Here is an 18,181-nt window from a genome sequence, read left to right on the forward strand (position 1 = left end):
AGCCGGATGGGGGTCAGCTTCGCCCCCTGAGCATATGCCCGTACACGGACATGGCATTCGATACCCGGCAACCGTTGTGGAACACGGACACACCGTGAACCCGCACTTCACCGGGCCTCCTTCACCCCGCGGTCCCCGCCGGTCGCGGACCGTCAGCGGACTCCCGCGCGCGAACGGGCCACGAGCGGCGCCCGACAGTCGGATGATGGCCCTGGTCCACAGTGAAGTCACCGGGGAGGGAACGCAGTTGACCACCACGATGCCCGCCGACGAGACCGTCGAGCCCGGCCCCGAACCGCCGTCACCACCACCCGCCCGGTCCGGGGCCGCGCGACGCAGGCGGGCGCTGCTGGGGGTGGCACTGGCCGCCGGGCTGGTGGCCGTGGGCGGGGTGGGGGCGGCGACGCTGGTGGAGTCCCCGGCCGACCGGGCGGCGCGGACCGCACCGCCGCCGAACAGCCTGCTCACGGCGCCGGTGGTCAGCCAGGTGCTGACGCCCTCGATCGCCGCCCGCGCGGTGGTGTACCCGCCGTCGCAGTACGACGTGGTCCCGGCGGCGGCCTCGACCGAGGTGACCGCTCTGTTCGTCTCCGGGCTGGGGGTGAAGCCCGGGGACACCGCGACGGCCGGGAAGCTGCTCGCCGAGGTGTCCGGGCAGCCGCTGTTCGCGCTGCCCGGACCGGTGCCCGCTTACCGCGACCTCAAGCCCGGCAGCACCGGCCCCGACGTGGCCGAACTCCAGTCCGCCCTGGCCGGGTTGGGGCACGACAGCGGGGACGACGACAAGGGTTCGTACGGGCCCGGCACCGCCGCCGCGGTGTCCGCGTTCTACCGCGGGCTCGGCTACCCGGTGCCGGCCACCGGCGCCACCACCCAGCAGGCCGTGGACACCGCGCAGAAGGCCGTCGACGCCGACCGGCAGACGGTGGACGACCTCACCGCGCAGAAGAAGGCGGGCGCCACCGCGCCCCGGAACCCGCCACCACCCGGCCCCGCCCAGCAGACGGCACCGCAGCCGACCGCACCGCAGACCGCACCGCAGCCGACCGCACCGCAGCCGGCCGGCGATCTCGACCGGCAACTGGCCGCCGCTCGCAAGCAGTTGGCCGCCGACCAGACCGCCCTCGCCAAGGCCACGGCCGCCAACGGCCCGATGGTCCCGGCCGCCCACGTGCTCTTCCTGCCCACCCTCCCCGCGACCGTCACCGCCGTCAACGGCGCTGTCGGCTCGCCCGTCTCCGGCACCCTGCTGTCGCTCACCAGCGGCGGCCTGGCCGTCACCGGACAGCTGACTCCGGCCCAGGCGGCCGGCGTCGGCGCGGGCATGGCCGTCGAACTCCTGGACGAGGGCACCGGCACCACCGTCCACGGCACCGTCGCCGAGGTCGGCGCCCCGACCACCGCTCCCCCGGCCGGCCGGGTGATCACCCTCGGCGCCACCGGAGCCGCACCGGCCGACCCGGCCCCCGGCGGATCCCCCGCCCAACCCGCCGCGGGCCGACCCGCCGGAGCCGCCGGAGCCGCCGGAGCCGCCGGAGCCGCCGACAGCCAACCCGGCGGCCCCAGTTACGTACCGGTGACGATCACCCCGGACACCCCCCTGCCGGCCGCCATGAACGGCAGGAACGTCCGGCTCACCGTCCTCCGGGCCAAGGCCGGCGCCCCCGTCACCACCGTCCCGGTCGCCGCGATCTCCACCGACGCCGCCGGCCGGACCTCCGTCACCCGGGTGGACCCCGCCGGGAACCGCACCACCGTTCCGGTCGTCCCCGGCGTCACCGCGGACGGCCTGGTGGCCGTCACGCCCGCCGGGGGAGCCCAACTGCGCCCGGGCGACCAGGTGGTGGTCGGCACATGACGGCCGAGGCCGCACCTGCGATCGCCCCGCCCCCCGTGATCGCCCTGCGCGGCGTCGGCCGCACCCACCCGGGCCGCCCGCCCGTGACCGCCCTGCACCCCACCGACCTGACCGTCCACCGCGGCGAGTACCTGGCCGTCACCGGCCCGTCCGGTTCCGGCAAGTCGACCCTGCTGCACCTGCTCGGCCTGCTCGACACCCCCACCACCGGCCGCTACGAGCTGGACGGCATCGACACCGGCAGCCTGCGCGACCGTGAGCGCTCCACCCTGCGCGGACGCCGGATCGGCTTCGTCTTCCAGTCCTTCCACCTGCTCCCGCACCGCACCGCCGAGGAGAACGTCCTCCTCGCCCAGGTCTACAACCGCACCCCGCGCCGTACCCGCCGCGCCGCCGCCCTGGAGGCGCTGCGCCTGGTCGGCCTCGGCCACCGCACGGACGCCCTGCCCGGCACCATGTCCGGCGGCGAGCGCCAGCGGGTGGCGATCGCCCGCGCCCTGGTGAACCGGCCCAGCCTGCTGCTGTGCGACGAGCCGACCGGCAACCTGGACTCGGCCAACGCCGATGCGGTGCTGGCCCGGTTCGACGCTCTGCACGCCCAGGGCTTCACCCTGCTGGTGATCACCCACGACCCGACCGTGGCCGCCCGCGCCGAACGCCGGGTGACCATCCGCGACGGCCGCCTCACCACGCCCGAGGAGGTCTGAGTGCCCCGTCCCGCCGCCCTCCGCGAGCTGCCCTCCCGGCTCGGCGCCCGCGACCTGCTCTCCGAGGCCCTCACCGGCCTCCTCCAGCGCCCCGGCCGCTCGGCACTGACCCTGCTCGGCACCGTGCTGGGCATCGGCGCCTTCGTCGCCGTCCTCGGCCTGACCGCGACCGCGACCGGCCAGATCGGGGAACGGTTCAGCCTGACCAAGGCCACCACCGTCACCGTGACCGACCGACCGCGCACCGACGGCGTCGCCCCCGGCAGCAACCCGCCCAGCGACTTCCCCGCCGACGCCGACCGCCGGATCGCCGCGATCGACGGCGTACGGGCCGGCGGCGTCTGGTGGCCGGTGCCCGGCGGCGCCCCGAGGCTCTCCCGCCGCCCGGACGGCCCCGACGAGGGCGCCGGGCTGTCCGTCCTGGCGGCCACCCCGGGCGCGGTCGCCGCGATGGAGCCGGCCCTGACCGCCGGGGTCGGCCTGGACGAGTTCGTCCAGCGCACCGCCCAGCCGGTGGTCCTGCTCAGCGAGGCCGCCGCCAAGCGCCTCGGGGTGAGCCGGCTGGACGCCCGGCCCGCCGTCTTCATCGACCGCGTGCCGTACACGGTCGTCGGGATCTTCGCGGACGTCCGGCGTCAGCCGGGCGCCCTGCTGAGCCTGGTGATCCCGGCCAGTACGGCGCTGGAGAGGTACGGCAACCCGGTCCCGCAGCCGGACCGCGGCGCCCAGGCACTGGTGGCCACCCGGATCGGTGCCGCGACCGTGGTGGCGGCCCAACTCCCGCTGGCCCTGCGGCCGGACGCCCCCGCCGCGTTCACCGTCGTCCCGCCCCCGGACCCGCACAGCCTGCAGGACACGGTGACCTCCGACCTGACCGGGCTGTTCCTGGCCCTGGCCGGGATCTGCCTGCTGGTCGGCGCGGTCGGCATCGCCAACACCACCCTGGTCGCCGTCCTGGAGCGGACCGGGGAGATCGGCCTGCGCCGCTCGCTGGGCGCCCGCACCGGCCACGTCGCGGCCCAGTTCCTCACCGAGTCCACCGTCCTCGGCACCCTCGGCGGCCTGATCGGCACCGGCCTCGGCGTGCTGACGGTCCTCGGCGTGGCCGCCGCCCGCGACTGGACCGCCGTCCTGCAACCCGCCGCCACGCTGCCCGCCCCGCTGATCGGCACCGTCGTCGGCCTGCTGGCCGGCCTCTACCCGGCCCTCCGGGCGGCCCGGACGGACCCGCTCCAGGCCCTGCGCAGCACGTAGCGGACAAGCAGCGACAGCAGCGCGACGGCGGAACAGCGCAACGGCGGAACAGCGAGCGCAACCGCCGGACAGCCGGACAGCGAAAACACCGAAGGGCCCGGTGGCAGCCGGGCCCTTCGGTGTGAGGGTTTCGTCAGGCGGTCAAAGAGGTGCCGCGCGCAGCACGCCCCGAGAAGGGTGGTGGCGGGCGACAGGCGGGCGGGCCTTAGAAGGCCTCCTCCGCCAGCTCCATGATCTCGTTGTCGATGCCCTCGGCGATCGCCCGCTGCGGAGCGATGGTCGGCAGGACGTTCTTGGCGAAGAAGCGGGCCGCCGCGACCTTGCCCTGGTAGAACGGCACGTCCTTCTCCGAGGCGCCGGCCTCCAGCTTGGCCAGGGCCACCGCGGCCTGGCGCAGCAGCAGCCAGCCGACGACGACGTCGCCGGAGACCATCAGCAGGCGGGTGGTGTTGAGGCCCACCTTGTACATGTTCTTGACGTCCTGCTCGACCGAGGTCAGGTCGGCGATCAGCTTGCCGACGATGGCCTCCAGGTCACCGGCGGCCTTGGCGAGCAGCTCGCGCTCGGCGGCCAGGGCGTCGCCGCCCTCGGCGGAGGCGAGGAACTTCTGGATCTGCTCGGACAGCGCGGCCAGCGCCTGGCCGCCGTCCTTGACGATCTTGCGGAAGAAGAAGTCCTGGCCCTGGATCGCCGTGGTGCCCTCGTAGAGGGTGTCGATCTTGGCGTCGCGGATGTACTGCTCGATCGGGTACTCCTGCAGGTAGCCGGAGCCACCGAAGGTCTGCAGGGACTGGGCGAGCTGCTCGTAGGACTTCTCCGAGCCGTAGCCCTTGACGATCGGCAGGAGCAGGTCGTTGAGGCGCTCGGCGGCCTCGTCGCGCTCGCCGCGGAGCTTGGCGGCCAGCATGTCGTCCTGGACGGACGCGGTGAACAGGACCAGCGCGCGCATGCCCTCGGCGTAGGCCTTCTGGGTCAGCAGCGAGCGGCGCACGTCCGGGTGGTGGGTGATGGTGACGCGCGGGGCGGTCTTGTCCAGGAACTGCGAGATGTCGGCACCCTGCACGCGCTCCTTGGCGTACTCCAGGGCGTTCAGGTAGCCGGTGGAGAGGGTGGCGATGGCCTTCGTGCCGACCATCATGCGGGCGAACTCGATGATCTTGAACATCTGGCGGATGCCGTCGACGGTCTCGCCGAGCAGCCAGCCCTTGGCCGGGTGCTTGGCACCGAAGGTCATCTCGCAGGTGTTCGAGGCCTTGAGGCCCATCTTGTGCTCGACGTTGGTGGCGTAGACGCCGTTGCGCTCGCCGAGCTCGCCGGTCTCCCAGTCGAAGTCGAACTTCGGGACGATGAAGAGGCCGAGGCCCTTGGTGCCCGGCTTACCGCCCTCGGGGCGGGCCAGCACCATGTGGATGATGTTCTCGGACATGTCGTGCTCGCCCGAGGTGATGAAGCGCTTCACACCCTCGATGTGCCAGGAGCCGTCCTCCTGCTTGATCGCCTTGGTGCGGCCGGCGCCCACGTCGGAGCCCGCGTCGGGCTCGGTGAGGACCATGGTGGAGCCCCACAGGCGGTCGGTCATCCGCTGGGCGACCTTCAGCTGCTCCTCGGTGCCCTCCTCGGCGATGACGCCGGCGAAGGCCGGGCCGGAGGAGTACATCCAGATGGCCGGGTTGGAGCCCAGGATCTGCTCGGCGAAGGCCCAGATCAGCGAGTTCGGGGTGACCTGGCCGCCGATCGACTCCGGGATGCCCAGGCGCCACCACTCGGCGTCCATGAAGGTCTGGTAGCTCTTCTTGAAGGCCGCCGGGATCGGCGCGGTGTTGGTCTCCGGGTCGAAGACCGGCGGGTTGCGGTCGGTGTCGGCGAAGGACGCGGCGAGGTCGTTCTCGGCGAGGCGGGCGATCTCGCTGAGGATGTTCTTCGCGGTCTCGACGTCCATGTCGGCGAACGGCCCGGTGCCGTACACCTGGTCGCGACCGAACACCTCGAAGAGGTTGAACTCCACGTCCCGCAGGTTGGACTTGTAGTGACCCATGGCCTGTTTTCTCCGGTTCGTCGCTTCCGGGTGACCGCCGCGTCTCGGGCGTCCCGTACCCACCAGTAGGCATCATGATGCTACCCAGCGGTAACTTGGGCAAGCCCCCGACGGTGAATCCGCTATGAACGTGGTCACGTCCCACAAGCCGGGACGACCACTCCTTGTCAGGATCGACGCCAGCGCGGGCGGCTGCGCTCCCGCTAGCCTGTCCGTGTGTACGGATATGACCAGAACGCATACCCGGGTGACCCCTACCAGCAGCAGGCGGGTCCGCAGCCGGGCATGAACGGCATGCCCGGACCGGACGCCTACGGCGCGCAGGCCCAGGCGTCCCAGCAGTCCCTCTACCCGGAGCCCTCCCCGCCGTCCCTGGCGGACGCCGTCCGGGCGTTCACCACGGGCTCGATGGCGGTCGAGGACTTCCAGGCCATCTTCATCACCTCGAAGGTGCACTGCCCGCGCGGCGACCGCCCCGGCTTCCTGGCACTGCACAACACCCCGACGCCGGTGATCCCGATGTTCAGCTCGCTCAAGGAGCTGCGCCGCTACGCCGGCAAGGACTCCAAGCACTTCACCGTGACCGGGGCCGAGGTGCTGGACCTGCTGCCGACCGGCTACGGCTTCGCCCTGGACATGGAGGGCGAGCACCGGATGGTGTTCGACGCCAAGGCGGTCGAGCAGATGGTCGACTTCACCATGCGCCGGATGTACGGATAGCCACGCCGGGAAGAGGAGCCGCGCTCCTCCGTCCCCACATAGTTCAATTTTCAACTTGCCTATTGTTGAGGATTGAACTAACCTCGTGGAACGTAGGCCAGAGATCCCCCCTCGAAGGAGGCCGACATGCCCGCCGTGACCGTCGACAACCCGCTGACCCTCCCGCGCGTGACCACGCCGGACCCGGCCGTCGCGAACGCCCGGCCGGTGCTGACCGTCGCCACCGCCCCCGAGGGCTACGAGGGCGAGGGCTTCCCCGTCCGCCGCGCCTTCGCCAAGATCAACACCAAGTACCTCGACCCGTTCATCATGATGGACCAGATGGGCGAGGTGGACTACGCGGCCGGCGAGCCCAAAAGCTAGTCCAGTTGGGGGACTAGTCGCAAGAGGGCTCTGACCTGCGAAGACGCAGGACGAACATCGCAATCCACCCCAACTGAGGAGGCCGACATGCCTGCCGTGACCGTTGAGAACCCGCTGATCCTGCCGCGCATCGCGGCTCCCGCCGAGGGCTCCGTCGCCCGCCCCGTGCTGGCCGTCTCGACCGCCCCCGAGGGCTTCGAAGGTGAAGGCTTCCCCGTCCGCCGCGCCTTCGCCAAGATCAACCAGAAGTACCTGGACCCCTTCATCATGATGGACCAGATGGGCGAGGTGGATTATGCCGCTGGGGAGCCGAAAGGAACCCCTTGGCATCCGCATCGGGGCTTCGAGACGGTCACCTACATCATCGACGGCACCTTCATCCACCGGGACTCGCACGGTGGTGGTGGCGTCATCACCGACGGTGACACCCAGTGGATGACGGCCGGCTCCGGCCTGCTGCACATCGAGACCCCGCCGGAGTCCCTGGTCATGTCCGGCGGCCTGTTCCACGGGCTGCAGCTCTGGGTGAACCTGCCCGCCTCGGACAAGATGATCGCGCCCAAGTACCAGGACATCCGGGGTACGAACGTGAAGCTGCTCGCCTCCTCGGACGGCGGCGCGCTGGTGCGGCTAATCGCCGGTGACATCGCGGGCCACCAGGGCCCCGGCGCCACCCACACGCCCATCACGATGATCCACGTGTCGGTGAACCCCGGCGCCCAGGTCACTCTGCCCTGGCGGTCCGACTTCAACGGCCTGGCGTACGGCCTGGCCGGCAGCGGCTCGGCGGGCGAAGAGCGCCGCCCGTTCCACATGGGCCAGTCCGTGGTCTTCGGCGAGGGCGACTCCCTCACCATCCGGGCGGACGAGACCCAGGACTCCCGCCAGGCCAACTTCGAGGTCGTCCTCCTCGGTGGTCAGCCGATCCGGGAGCCGGTCGCCCACTACGGCCCGTTCGTCATGAACAGCCACCGCGAACTCCAGCAGGCCATGGAGGACTTCCAGGCCGGCCGCCTCGGCACCATCCCGGCCGACGCCAACTAACCCGTACCGCCACGCCGGACGAGGCCCCGACCGCACCTCGCGGCCGGGGTCTCGCCATGCATGCACCGAGAACCTTGAGCCCGGTCCCCAGGCCGAGGTCTCCTGCCCGGACGGCGAAAGCCCCAACCACGCCGAACGGCAGCAGGGCAGCAGGGCAGCAGGCAAGCTGGGTAGGCGAAGTCACCCGTGTCGGGCCGACGTCCGAGCGCATCGGACAGCCCGCCACGATCCAATCATCGACTGATCACTTGCGATCCGATACGGCCGTCCACCACACCAATTATTTCGGCACATGACCGATTTCCACCTAGTTCTCACACTACGAGCTCCAGCCTCTTGAGCCAGCGAAGAACCAGCTGTGCCTGGGTAGAACTCAGTCCCGCAGGAGGGCTTGCATCAAGCTCCTTCTGCAGTCTCCCCTGCTCAGGAATCCTGCCGTGCAGACTAGCGATCTCCTCTGCGCCAGCAATCCGGGCCATGAAGGTTTCCTGCATCAGGCTCAAACTATGCTCGGTAAGAACGCGACGTCCAAGGAATGTCAAGATCACGTGATCATTCTCGATCACTACGAGCCCCAGCGACACAAGGGATCGCATACGGCGCCGCGCCTCGTCCTCCCTAGTGATTCGCTCGAACCGCTCCTGAAAGAGATTTACGTATTCGTCTAGCGTCGGTTGCCCTTCAGCAAGCGCTAGCATCTCAGCGATCACCGTGAGGTAGTCGGCGTCACCCAGTTCAGGGAGCTTGGCCAGCAGATACTTCGCCCCATCTCGCACCGGCGCCGCTGTCGCCGGGGCTGCCAAATCGGTAGACGACGCACTCGTACTGCCTGCAAGGAGGCCTTCGTCGAGCGAGAAGAACGCCAACCTGGACGTCTGCACTCCGAGCCCGTGCTCTACCATGAGATCGACCAGCACATCCCCATCAATCAGGTGGACAGGATTTGCATCCTCTCTGGCGGCATCCTTGATAGCCGTAGCCGCAAACCTGCTCGTCGTGACGAGAACTCCTTGCTGACGAGATTTGAGGGCTCCCCTAAGCTGCTGCACCTCGCGTCGACCCACCGACTTGTCCCCCCAACGCTTCACCTGGAGCGCGGTGGGTACGTTGGTAACTCCCCCAGCCGAGAGAATCGCATGGATATCGATTCCGCCATCATTCGACCGCTTGGTCACCTGCACACCGGTGTAACCGATAGCCGTTAGAAGTCGTGCAACGATCTGCTCAAACAATATTGGGTCACACTGCTTCAGCTGGACAAGCAGGTCGCCTTTGACTTTTTTATTCCACGCTTCTACAGCATCTTCTGCAGGGGTCGCAGGGGCGCGCAGACGGACTGAACGTCCATCTGTAACCACGAACCTCTCTCTGTAACCGCGGGCCGATCGCTGGCGGTCATCCTCACGCAGGGCGTCGAGTAGCTGTTCCTCTGCCACCAACAACTCTGGGAGAGTGTCACCCTCACGGCTGAGCATCTCGTGAAGGTCACCCGTGGACAGGGGACCACGATGATGGCGCTTCAAGATCCGTTCAACACTGTCAGCGAGCGATCCGGTCTGCGTCTGCATCCGGTCATCATGCCCTGAGCGGCTGACAGTCCACGCCCACTGACTTGATCCACCGTCAGCTTTCGGGTTCGGGGACCTGGCGAGCCCATCGAACGGCCCCGTGGGTCACGGCGGCCCTACTCCCATGAGGCCGCCCGCGGCTCTGGTGAGACCCGCGACTGGCCTTGATGCGGTTGATTCTCACTCCAACGAATACCTCGACAGCCCGATGAGCATGGTTGTGTGAACCCACGCGCTATGGTTGCGCGTAGTCGTCCAAGTGACCGCCTATGTCGGTTGCGTTACTGGGACTTCGACGTACCGATGGTCTCGCTAGCGAGGGCACTGACCGCCGCGCGCGGAGGACAAGTTGGGCGCTCTGCTCTCCAACTATGTGAGGTCGTGGGTCAAGTGATCCGACAAGGCTGGGATAGCGATCGCCGGTTGACCGCGATCAGCCGAGGCGGCTTGTCGGTGCCAGCCCGTCAAGCGGTCCTAGACAAGCAGATCCTGCCTGACCAACCTGTGCTCGACTACGGGTGTGGACGCGGGGATGACGTACAGGCGCTTCGGCAAATGGGGTGCAAGGCCAGAGGGTGGGATCCCTTCTATCAACCCGACGGGCTCCTCGAGCCCTCCCCGGTTGTACTCCTGACCTATGTCCTGAACGTCATCGAAGACCGCGCCGAGCGAGGGCGGACTCTTAAGCACGCCTGGGACCTGGCCGGCACCGTGCTGGTCGTCTCCGCACGCCTAGTCTGGGAAAGATCCAAGGTCACCGGCGAGGAGCTCGGCGACGGGCTCCTGACGCGGCGGAACACCTTCCAGCACCTGTACGGTGCCAGCGAGCTGCGGACCTACGTGGAAGAGGTCACTGGGGCCAAGGCCGTCTCAGCCTCTCCCGGGATCATCTACGCGTTCAAGGACGACGCTGCGCGGTTGAGCTACCTCGCGCGCCGGATCATCGCTGACGACCGCTGGCTGGCCTCGGACGACACGACCTCCGCGATCGCCTCCCTGATCGACCACGTCGAACGACGGGGGCGCCCGCCCCGGCTGGAGGAAATGCCCCTGCCGATGGCCCAACATCTGGGCCAGCTGCACACAGCCGAGGTCCACCGGCTCGTGCGCGTGTCAGCCGACCCCGCGAAGGTGGCGGAAGGCGTCAAGCGCACCACCCTCAACACCCTGCTGTTCCTGGCCGTCGAGCTCTTCAACGGCCGAGGACCTTTCACCAGCCTGCCCCTGACTGTGCAACTGGACATTCGAGCGTTCTTCTCCTCGTACAAGGAAGCGTGCCGACGAGCAGACCGACTGCTGCTCAAGCTGCGGGACGACCCCTACGTTCGGGGAGCCATGAACGCCTCCGCCGTCGGGAAACTGACCCCGACCGCGCTCTACGTCCACCGACGAGCGCTGGAGCAGATGCCCACGGTGCTGCGGTTGTACGAACACTGCGCATCGATCGCCGCCGGCAGACCTCACTCATGGACCGTCGCCAAGCTCTGCCACCGGGGGCGCGCTGTCAGTTGGCTGGACTACCCCGACTTCGACAGCGATCCGCACCCCCGCCTGCTGACGTCCTACCAGGTTGATCTCGGGACCTTCGGGACGTCCCACCACTCGTACGGCGACCGCGACAACCGGCCGCTGTTGCACCGCAAGCACGAGTTCCTGCACCCCGACGATCCGGACGCGGCCAAGTACCGGCGCCTGACCGACGCTGAGGTCAGGGCCGGCCTGTACGCGCATCCGCACCTGATCGGGACCGAGAACGGCTGGGAAAACGAACTCGCACGGTGCGGGTGGGTGCTGCGCGGGCACCGGCTCCTCCGAGCCCGACAGTGACGCTCAGGCCCGGGGTCGCAGCTTCTCGACCCCGCGGGCGAGCTCGGCGACGTCAAGGTCCTCGGCCAGCGCGGGGAGCCATGAGAACCGCAGTCCGTTGGACGCCACGTTGTCGGGCAAGCCCATCGCGGTGAGCACGTGACTCGGGGTGTAAGAAGCACTCGTGCACGCCGACCCGGTCGCGACCGCAACCAGGTCCTTGAGCGTGACGAGGAACGCTTCCGAGTCGACCTCCTCGAAGGAGAGGTTGAGGATGTGCGGAACAACGTGCCCCTGGTCGCCATTGACATGGAAACGCATACCGCCCAACCCCTCGAGAAGACGGGAGCGCATCTCCGTGGCCGCAGCCTGCCACCGCCCCCGCTCGTCCTCGAAGATCCGCGATGCCTCCGCCAGCCCCATGATCAGGGGAACGGGGAGGGTACCTGGCCGCAGCTTCCGCTCCTGTCCGCCGCCGAACATGATCGGCTCGAGAGGGGGCCGCTCGTCGTCAAGGTTCTCCCGGCGGCGCGTGACGAGGGCTCCCACACCCTTCGGAGCGCCGATCTTGTGCCCGCTGATGCTGATCATGTCGATCGGCGCGACCAGATCGTCCGGGATCTTGCCGTACCCCTGGGCCGCATCGACGTGCAGGTACGTAGCCGTGGTCTGCAGCTCTCGCGCGAGGTCGGCGACGGGCTGGATCACACCGGTCTCGTTGTTCACGTGCATCAGCGACACGAGAAGGGTGTCCGGACGCAGTCGCTCCATGACCGCCCCCACCTCCACCCTGCCGGAGGGACCGGGCTCGATGAAGTCCACCTCGAATCCACGACCGGCCAAATGCTGCAGCGGCTCAAGGACCGCCTTGTGCTCGATGGCGGAGGTGATGACGTGCCGCCGCCCGGTCCGCTCCCCATAGGGTGCCAGACCCAGCAGGGCGATGTTGTTGCTCTCCGTAGCACCACTGGTGAAGATCAGTTCATCCGGCTCGGCTTCCACCGTGCCCGCCAGGTACTCACGCGCCCGTTCGACTGCACGTTTGGCCCGCGTGCCGTACTCATGACGGCTTCCCGCGTTGCCGAACTCCGCGGTCATCCAGTGCAGGACGACATCGGCCACACGCTGGTCCACCGGCGTCGTCGCCGCCGCGTCGAGGTACGTCACCATCGAACCAAGCCACCTTCGAGCGTTATTTTGCACGTCGCGTACGTCATTTACCTGACGTACGATACCGTGAGCGGGTGGGATCTTCAGTTGCTTCTCAGTCCGCCGAGCCGGCGACGTCTGCCGGTTTCGAGTACGTCTTCCCGGCCATCCGCGGCATCCAGGCGGGGCGCGAGTTCTACGTGTCCATGTGTCCACTGCGGCTCATCCCGAAGATCTTCCTCTTCGACGAGGACGAGCTGGCCCCGGAGGTGCGCGCTCAACGGATCTTGAACAAGGGACGCTTGCCGGCACTCACCCGCTACATCGTCGACAACCCCACGGATTACGTCTTCAGTGCGCTGACCGCCTCCGTCGACGGTGACATCCGCTTCGAGGGCATCGCCGACAGCGGCGTGGGGATGCGTGCCGGGCAGATCCGGATCTCGATGGCCGCCCGGTTCCTGATCAACGACGGCCAGCACCGGCGCGCCGCGATCGAGCAAGCGCTGAAGGAGAACCCCGACCTCGGCGAGGAGACGATCGCCGTAGTGTTCTTCCACGATGCTGGCCTCGCCCGGTGTCAGCAGATGTTCGCCGACCTGAACCGGCACGCAGTGCGCCCTCCGCGTTCGATCGGGGTGCTGTACGACCACCGCGACGACCTGGCGACCACCGCACGGCTGCTGGCGATGCGGGCACCCGTGTTCAAGGGACACGTGGAGATGGAGTCGAGCACGCTGTCCCAGCGCTCGCGCAAGCTGTTCACCTTGAGCTCCGTGTACTACGCCACGCAGTCGCTGCTGCACGGCCTGGAGATCACCAAGGATCAGTCGCGAGAGGTGGCTGAGGCATACTGGGCTGCGGTCGACGGGGCGATTCCGGAGTGGAAACTGGTGCGGCGCCGGGAAATGTCGGCTTCGGACGTCCGTCGCGACTACCTGCACAGTCATGGGATCGCGTTGCACGCGATGGGGCGGGTCGGCAACTCGCTGTTGCGCAAGTCGCTCGCACCACGAACGTGGACGCCGGCGCTCAAACGCCTGTCATCGGTGGACTGGTCGCGCGCCAACACGGACTGGGAGGGACGGGCACTCGTGGCCGGGCGAGTGTCCAAGAGCCACCAGAATCTGACTTTGACCGTGAACTACCTGCGTCAGCACCTGAAACTCGGACTGAGCGCCGAGGAACAGCGTGTCGAAGACGCCTACCTGCGAGGAGATTCATGACCACCCCGAAGGCGGCGGCGTTCCAGGACAGGCCCCTGGCGGAGGTCGTCGAGGAGCTGACGGACGAGATCCGCGAGCTCTACGTCGCGGACGAGGTCCCCTGGGTGATCGGGTACAGCGGCGGCAAGGACTCCACCGCCGTCCTCCAGCTGGTGTGGCTCGCACTGAAGGACCTGCCGGCCGAGCGGCGCGCCAAGCCGGTTCACGTGATCAGCACGGACACCCTGGTGGAGAACCCCGTCGTCGCTGCATGGGTCGGCCAGTCGCTGGACACCATGCGCTCGGCCGCGCAGGAACAGCAGCTCCCCATCGAGCCCCACAAATTGACGCCGGAGATCAAGGACACCTTCTGGGTCAGCCTGATCGGCAAGGGCTACCCAGCGCCCCGGCCGAAGTTCCGCTGGTGCACGGAGCGGTTGAAGATCAAGCCTTCGAACAGCTTCATCCGCCGCGTCGTGCGCCGGCACGGTGAGGCGATCCTCGTGCTTGGCATTCGCAAGGCGGAGAGCCAGGCGCGGGCGCGGGCGATGGCCCGGCACGAGAAGCGTCGAGTGCGGGACCGCCTCTCGCCGAATGGCAACCTCCCCAACTCCCTGGTCTACAGCCCGATCGAGGCGTGGTCGACCGAAGAGGTGTGGGCGTTCTTGATGCAGTACCCCAACCCGTGGGGCCACAAGAACAAGGACCTGCTGACGATGTACCAGGGTGCATCGGATGACTCCGAGTGCCCGCTCGTCGTCGACGACAGCACGCCCTCGTGCGGGGACAGCCGGTTCGGCTGCTGGACGTGCACGCTGGTGGAGCAGGACAAGTCGATGACTGCCATGATCCGCAACGACGACGAGAAGCAGTGGATGCGGCCACTGCTCAAGCTCCGCAACGAGCTCGACGACGTCAACAACGAGAGCCAGACGCGCGACTTCCGCCGGATGAACGGCAACGTCCAGCTGCTCGGTGACGGTGACCGAACCATTCCCGGGCCCTACAAACAGTCCGCGCGCGAGGACTGGCTGCGCAAGCTCCTCGGTGCCCAGACGCAGGTCCGCAAGAAGGCTCCGGAGCACGTCCGCGGCATCGAACTGATCTCGGTGGCGGAGCTGCACGAGATCCGCCGGATCTGGGTGTTCGAGAAGCACGAGGTCGAGGACTCGCTGCCGGGCATCTACGAGGAGGCGACCGGTGAGAAATTCCCGGGGCTTCCGCTGGACGAACAGCTCGTCCTCGGGGCGGAGGAGATCGGCCTGCTCAAGGAAGCCTGCGAGGACGATCCGATCCACTTCTCGATGACCCGCGAGCTCCTCGCGATCGAGCGTCAGTACCGGACCATGACCCGACGGGCCGGCCTGTTCGAGTCCCTGGAGAAGGCCATCAAGAAGGGCTACTACGAGGATGCGGACGACGCGCTCCAGTTCGCGAAGAGGCTGAAGGAACTGCGCGAGAGTGACCCGACCCAGCTGGCGCTGAACGAAGAGACCATCACCGATGCACCTGCATAAGCTCACGCTCCACGACTTCGGCGCCTACCAAGGCCGACAGCACCTGGACCTCCGGGTCAAGCCGAAGCGACCGATCGTGTTGATCGGTGGCCTGAACGGCTGCGGCAAGACGACCCTGCTCGATGCGATCCAGCTCGTCCTGTACGGCCCTCGTGCCCGGTGCAGCGGACGCGGCAGCCGCTCGTACGACACGTACCTGCGTGAGAGCATCAACCGCGCAGCCGACCCGACCCGCGGTGCTGAACTGCGGCTGGAGTTCTCGATCACGGTGGAGGGACGCCTCCGCACGTACGAGGTCGCCCGGACCTGGGCCGTAAACGGCAAGAGCGCGCGGGAAACCCTGGCCGTAAACGTCGACGGCAAGTACGACGCCGCGATCAGCGAGAACTGGGCCGAGCACGTCGAGGAGATCCTGCCCCTCGAAGTCGCCTCACTGTTCTTCTTCGACGGCGAGAAGGTCGAGCAACTCGCCGACCCCGAACGAGCTGCGGACGTCATCGAGGCAGCCATCCAGTCCCTCCTGGGTGTGAGGGCTGTAGAACAGCTGCGGACTGACCTTCTCGCCCTCCAGCGTCGGCAGCGGCTGTCGCAGGAGGACCAGGGGATCCTGGACCAGATCCAGGACCTCAAGGTCAAGTCGCAGTCCGCCGCCCAGGAGATGTCCGACCGGAAGCAGGACCTGGCAGAGGCCACCTCGCGCCATGACACCGCCAAGGCGACGCTTGAGAAGATAGAGCGGGAATTCGAACGTGCCGGCGGACGGATTTTCGAGGATCGAGTCGGGCTGGAGGCCGCCAAGAAGGACACCGCGGACCGTCTCGCTGGCACACAGAAGGCTCTACGCGGCCTGGCTGAGGGAGCCCTGCCTCTCGTGCTTGTACGCGATCAGATCGCCACGCTGCAGGAGCAAGCGGTTCGTGAACAGGAGGCGCACGAGGCCCGGCAGGTCGTGGGCGCCCTCGAGTCTCGCGACGCATGGCTGATCGACCAGCTGCCCGACAGCGTACCCAGCGCGGTCCGCACCGCCGTGAAGAAGAAGCTGACCGCTGACAGGAAGAAGCGCGCCGCAGCCGCCGAGTTGGCCGATGACCTCGATCTGCCCCGCAGCCTCACGCAGAAGCTCTCCGCGCTGGAGGAGGTGCTGCGCACGGACGCGAGACGAGCAGGCGACCTCCTTGAAGCCGCCGCCACGACGGTGCACGAGCTGGAGCAGGCCGAGCGCAAGCTTGCTGCTGTTCCCGACGAGCAGCAGATCAAGTCTCTCATCGAGGCCCGACAGAAGGCCGCGGAGAAGGTGATCGTCGCTCGTGCGGCCGTCGAGCAGGGCACGGAGCTGGTGGCGGAGGCCCGATCCCGCCACGAGCGCCTCGAAGCGGATCTCCAACGTGCGCGAGAGAAGCGGGCCCGAACGTTCGTCCGTGAGGAAGAACTCCAGCGCATCGTGACCTACGCCGAGAAGGCCCGCGCCACTCTGGACCGGTTCGGCTCGGCCCTCCTGCGGAAGCACATCAGCAGCCTGGAGGTGGCCGTTCTGCGGAGCTTCCAAGCCCTGATGCGCAAGAGCGGCTTGATCAAGGACCTCCGAATCGACATCGACAAGTTCACGCTCTCGCTCACCAACCGTGACGAGGAGCCCATCGATCCGGGCCGACTCAGCGCGGGTGAACGGCAGCTCCTTGCGATCTCCCTGCTGTGGGGGCTGGCCAAGGTGGCCGGCAACCGCCTGCCCACCGTGATCGACACCCCGCTGGGTCGTCTGGACAGCCGCCACCGCGAGCACCTCGTCGACCGCTACTTCCCGCACGCCGGGCGACAGGTTCTCCTGCTGTCCACGGATGAGGAGATCGACGAGAACCTACTGCGGCGACTGAAGCCCTCCATCGCCCATAGCTACGTACTCGTCCACGACGACACCACATTCACCACCCGCGTCGCATCCGGATACTGGTGGACCGAGGGAGCCCTACATGCCGTCTGAGATCACCATCCGGCTCTCCCAGGCTGCCAAGGACCAACTGGCCTGGCTCAAGCGCCACACCGGACTGACCCAGTGGAACGAGCTTTGCCGATGGGCCCTGGCACTGTCCCTGCGTGACCCCTCCCCTCCGCTCGTCCGGGACATCACCACCGACTCCAACGTGGAGATCGCTTGGAAGACGTTTGCCGGACCCCACGGGGACGTCTACCTGTCCCTGCTCAAGCAGAGGTGCGTGGCTGACGGAGAGGAGCCCACCGATTCCGCAGTGGGCAAGGCGCTGTTGATTCACCTTCATCGCGGCATCGGCCTCCTCGCCGGACGCCAGGACCTGCGCTCCATCCAGGATCTCGTCGCCCTCACCGCCGAGTAGGCCGACTACGTGCCCGGGGCTTACCGCTTGCGGAGGCAAGCCCCGGGCACGTCGGCCCTTGGCGCAGGCGATATGTGGTGCCTGCTCCTAGCGTGTCTCATGCGCGTTTGCTGTGGAACGCGTCGTCCTGGGCCGCCGCTTCGTTCAGACGGCGACTATCCCCACGTGATGCCGTTCAGCAACTCGTCGACAGAAACCGGCTTGGCCCCGCCGCTTTCGCTGAGGGTGTCGGCTACCAGGTCGATGACGACGAGTGCAGCGGGCTGATGTCGCACGTTGACCTGTTCCTGGATGTACTCGAGGCCGCCGTTGGCGTAGTCCTCGAAGATCTTGATCCGCTCCTCGATGCGCGCCCCGTCCATGATCTCCGGATCGTCGGTCACCACGTTGGCCGCGATCATGTTGATCAGGGCCTCGCTGAAGGCCGGCGTGGTCAGCGTCTCGTAGCGGACGCGATCGGGATGCGCTGCTGTGAAGGGAGCTCGAAGGCCGAAGCGGAATCCGACCGCAGCCGCGAAGAGCAGGATGTCTCGGAGAGTGGCGAAGCCTGCCTCGTTCTGCAGCTCGATCATGAGGGCCTCATGCTGCTGCGGGCGGCGGACTCGGA

At 68.1% G+C, this 18,181-nt stretch carries 14 protein-coding genes and 1 pseudogene; 11 read left to right on the forward strand and 4 right to left on the reverse strand.

Annotation, left to right across the window (positions count from 1 at the left end; all coding sequences use genetic code 11):
• Nucleotides 1-247: 247 nt before the first annotated feature.
• Genes ACIRVF_RS30665 through ACIRVF_RS30675 form a run of 3 tightly spaced genes read left to right on the forward strand, consistent with a single transcriptional unit; the run spans nucleotide 248 to nucleotide 3,819 of the window.
• On the forward strand, nucleotides 248-1,858 hold the full coding sequence (locus ACIRVF_RS30665; protein WP_402824906.1) for a peptidoglycan-binding protein: 1,611 nt from the start codon (nucleotides 248-250) through the stop codon (nucleotides 1,856-1,858).
• Nucleotides 1,855-2,565 carry an ABC transporter ATP-binding protein gene (locus ACIRVF_RS30670; RefSeq protein ID WP_402824909.1) on the forward strand — a complete coding sequence of 237 codons (711 nt, stop codon included), beginning with the start codon at nucleotides 1,855-1,857 and terminating at the stop codon, nucleotides 2,563-2,565. Before ACIRVF_RS30665 ends, ACIRVF_RS30670 begins: the two co-directional genes overlap by 4 nt.
• A complete protein-coding gene (locus tag ACIRVF_RS30675; protein ID WP_402824912.1) occupies nucleotides 2,566-3,819 on the forward strand; it encodes an ABC transporter permease in 1,254 nt (417 codons plus the stop codon). It begins immediately after the preceding gene.
• 205 nt (nucleotides 3,820-4,024) lie between these two features.
• Here the strand turns inward: ACIRVF_RS30675 and ACIRVF_RS30680 are convergent, their stop codons facing one another.
• Nucleotides 4,025-5,854 (reverse strand): acyl-CoA dehydrogenase, encoded by a 1,830-nt coding sequence (locus tag ACIRVF_RS30680; protein ID WP_402824915.1) that lies wholly within the window; start codon nucleotides 5,852-5,854, stop codon nucleotides 4,025-4,027.
• A 216-nt stretch (nucleotides 5,855-6,070) separates the two neighbouring features.
• On the opposite strand from ACIRVF_RS30680, the gene ACIRVF_RS30685 reads away from it, so the two are divergent.
• From ACIRVF_RS30685 to ACIRVF_RS30695, 3 genes and pseudogenes are all read left to right on the forward strand, one after another.
• The gene (locus ACIRVF_RS30685; protein WP_402824918.1) at nucleotides 6,071-6,574 is read left to right on the forward strand and encodes an SseB family protein; all 504 of its coding nucleotides are present in this window, start codon (nucleotides 6,071-6,073) and stop codon (nucleotides 6,572-6,574) included.
• A 126-nt stretch (nucleotides 6,575-6,700) separates the two neighbouring features.
• Nucleotides 6,701-6,901, forward strand: a pseudogene (locus ACIRVF_RS30690) (pirin family protein); the annotation flags it as partial.
• 123 nt (nucleotides 6,902-7,024) lie between these two features.
• The gene (locus tag ACIRVF_RS30695; protein WP_402824921.1) at nucleotides 7,025-7,981 is read left to right on the forward strand and encodes a pirin family protein; all 957 of its coding nucleotides are present in this window, start codon (nucleotides 7,025-7,027) and stop codon (nucleotides 7,979-7,981) included.
• Between the two features lie 314 nt (nucleotides 7,982-8,295).
• Here the strand turns inward: ACIRVF_RS30695 and ACIRVF_RS30700 are convergent, their stop codons facing one another.
• Nucleotides 8,296-9,549 carry a restriction endonuclease gene (locus ACIRVF_RS30700; RefSeq protein ID WP_402824924.1) on the reverse strand — a complete coding sequence of 418 codons (1,254 nt, stop codon included), beginning with the start codon at nucleotides 9,547-9,549 and terminating at the stop codon, nucleotides 8,296-8,298.
• Nucleotides 9,550-9,972: 423 nt separating this feature from the next.
• On the opposite strand from ACIRVF_RS30700, the gene ACIRVF_RS30705 reads away from it, so the two are divergent.
• Nucleotides 9,973-11,376, forward strand: coding sequence for a DNA phosphorothioation-associated putative methyltransferase (locus ACIRVF_RS30705; protein WP_402824927.1), 1,404 nt, complete (start codon nucleotides 9,973-9,975; stop codon nucleotides 11,374-11,376).
• Nucleotides 11,377-11,379: 3 nt separating this feature from the next.
• Here ACIRVF_RS30705 and dndA read toward each other — a convergent pair whose 3' ends face one another.
• Nucleotides 11,380-12,525 (reverse strand): cysteine desulfurase DndA, encoded by a 1,146-nt coding sequence (gene dndA / locus ACIRVF_RS30710; protein WP_402824930.1) that lies wholly within the window; start codon nucleotides 12,523-12,525, stop codon nucleotides 11,380-11,382.
• A gap of 74 nt (nucleotides 12,526-12,599) precedes the next feature.
• Between dndA and dndB the strand changes: the two genes are divergently transcribed.
• From dndB to dndE, 4 genes are read left to right on the forward strand one after another with little or no spacing between them, the layout of a single operon-like run.
• Entirely contained in the window at nucleotides 12,600-13,730 is a 1,131-nt protein-coding gene (gene dndB, locus ACIRVF_RS30715) for a DNA sulfur modification protein DndB (RefSeq protein WP_402824933.1), read from the forward strand.
• Nucleotides 13,727-15,226 carry a DNA phosphorothioation system sulfurtransferase DndC gene (dndC, locus tag ACIRVF_RS30720; protein WP_402824936.1) on the forward strand — a complete coding sequence of 500 codons (1,500 nt, stop codon included), beginning with the start codon at nucleotides 13,727-13,729 and terminating at the stop codon, nucleotides 15,224-15,226. The genes dndB and dndC overlap by 4 nt, the downstream gene beginning before the upstream one ends.
• Entirely contained in the window at nucleotides 15,213-17,204 is a 1,992-nt protein-coding gene (gene dndD / locus ACIRVF_RS30725; RefSeq protein WP_402824939.1) for a DNA sulfur modification protein DndD, read from the forward strand. The genes dndC and dndD overlap by 14 nt, the downstream gene beginning before the upstream one ends.
• Nucleotides 17,194-17,574, forward strand: a complete 381-nt coding sequence (dndE, locus tag ACIRVF_RS30730; RefSeq protein ID WP_402824942.1) for a DNA sulfur modification protein DndE — start codon at nucleotides 17,194-17,196, stop codon at nucleotides 17,572-17,574. Before dndD ends, dndE begins: the two co-directional genes overlap by 11 nt.
• Nucleotides 17,575-17,729: 155 nt before the next feature.
• Here dndE and ACIRVF_RS30735 read toward each other — a convergent pair whose 3' ends face one another.
• Nucleotides 17,730-18,146: a hypothetical protein gene (locus tag ACIRVF_RS30735; protein ID WP_402824945.1), complete on the reverse strand. Its 417-nt coding sequence runs from the start codon at nucleotides 18,144-18,146 to the stop codon at nucleotides 17,730-17,732.
• Between the last annotated feature and the right edge of the window lie 35 nt (nucleotides 18,147-18,181).

The organism is Kitasatospora sp. NPDC101157 (genome assembly GCF_044768255.1).
Lineage (GTDB): Bacteria > Actinomycetota > Actinomycetes > Streptomycetales > Streptomycetaceae > Kitasatospora.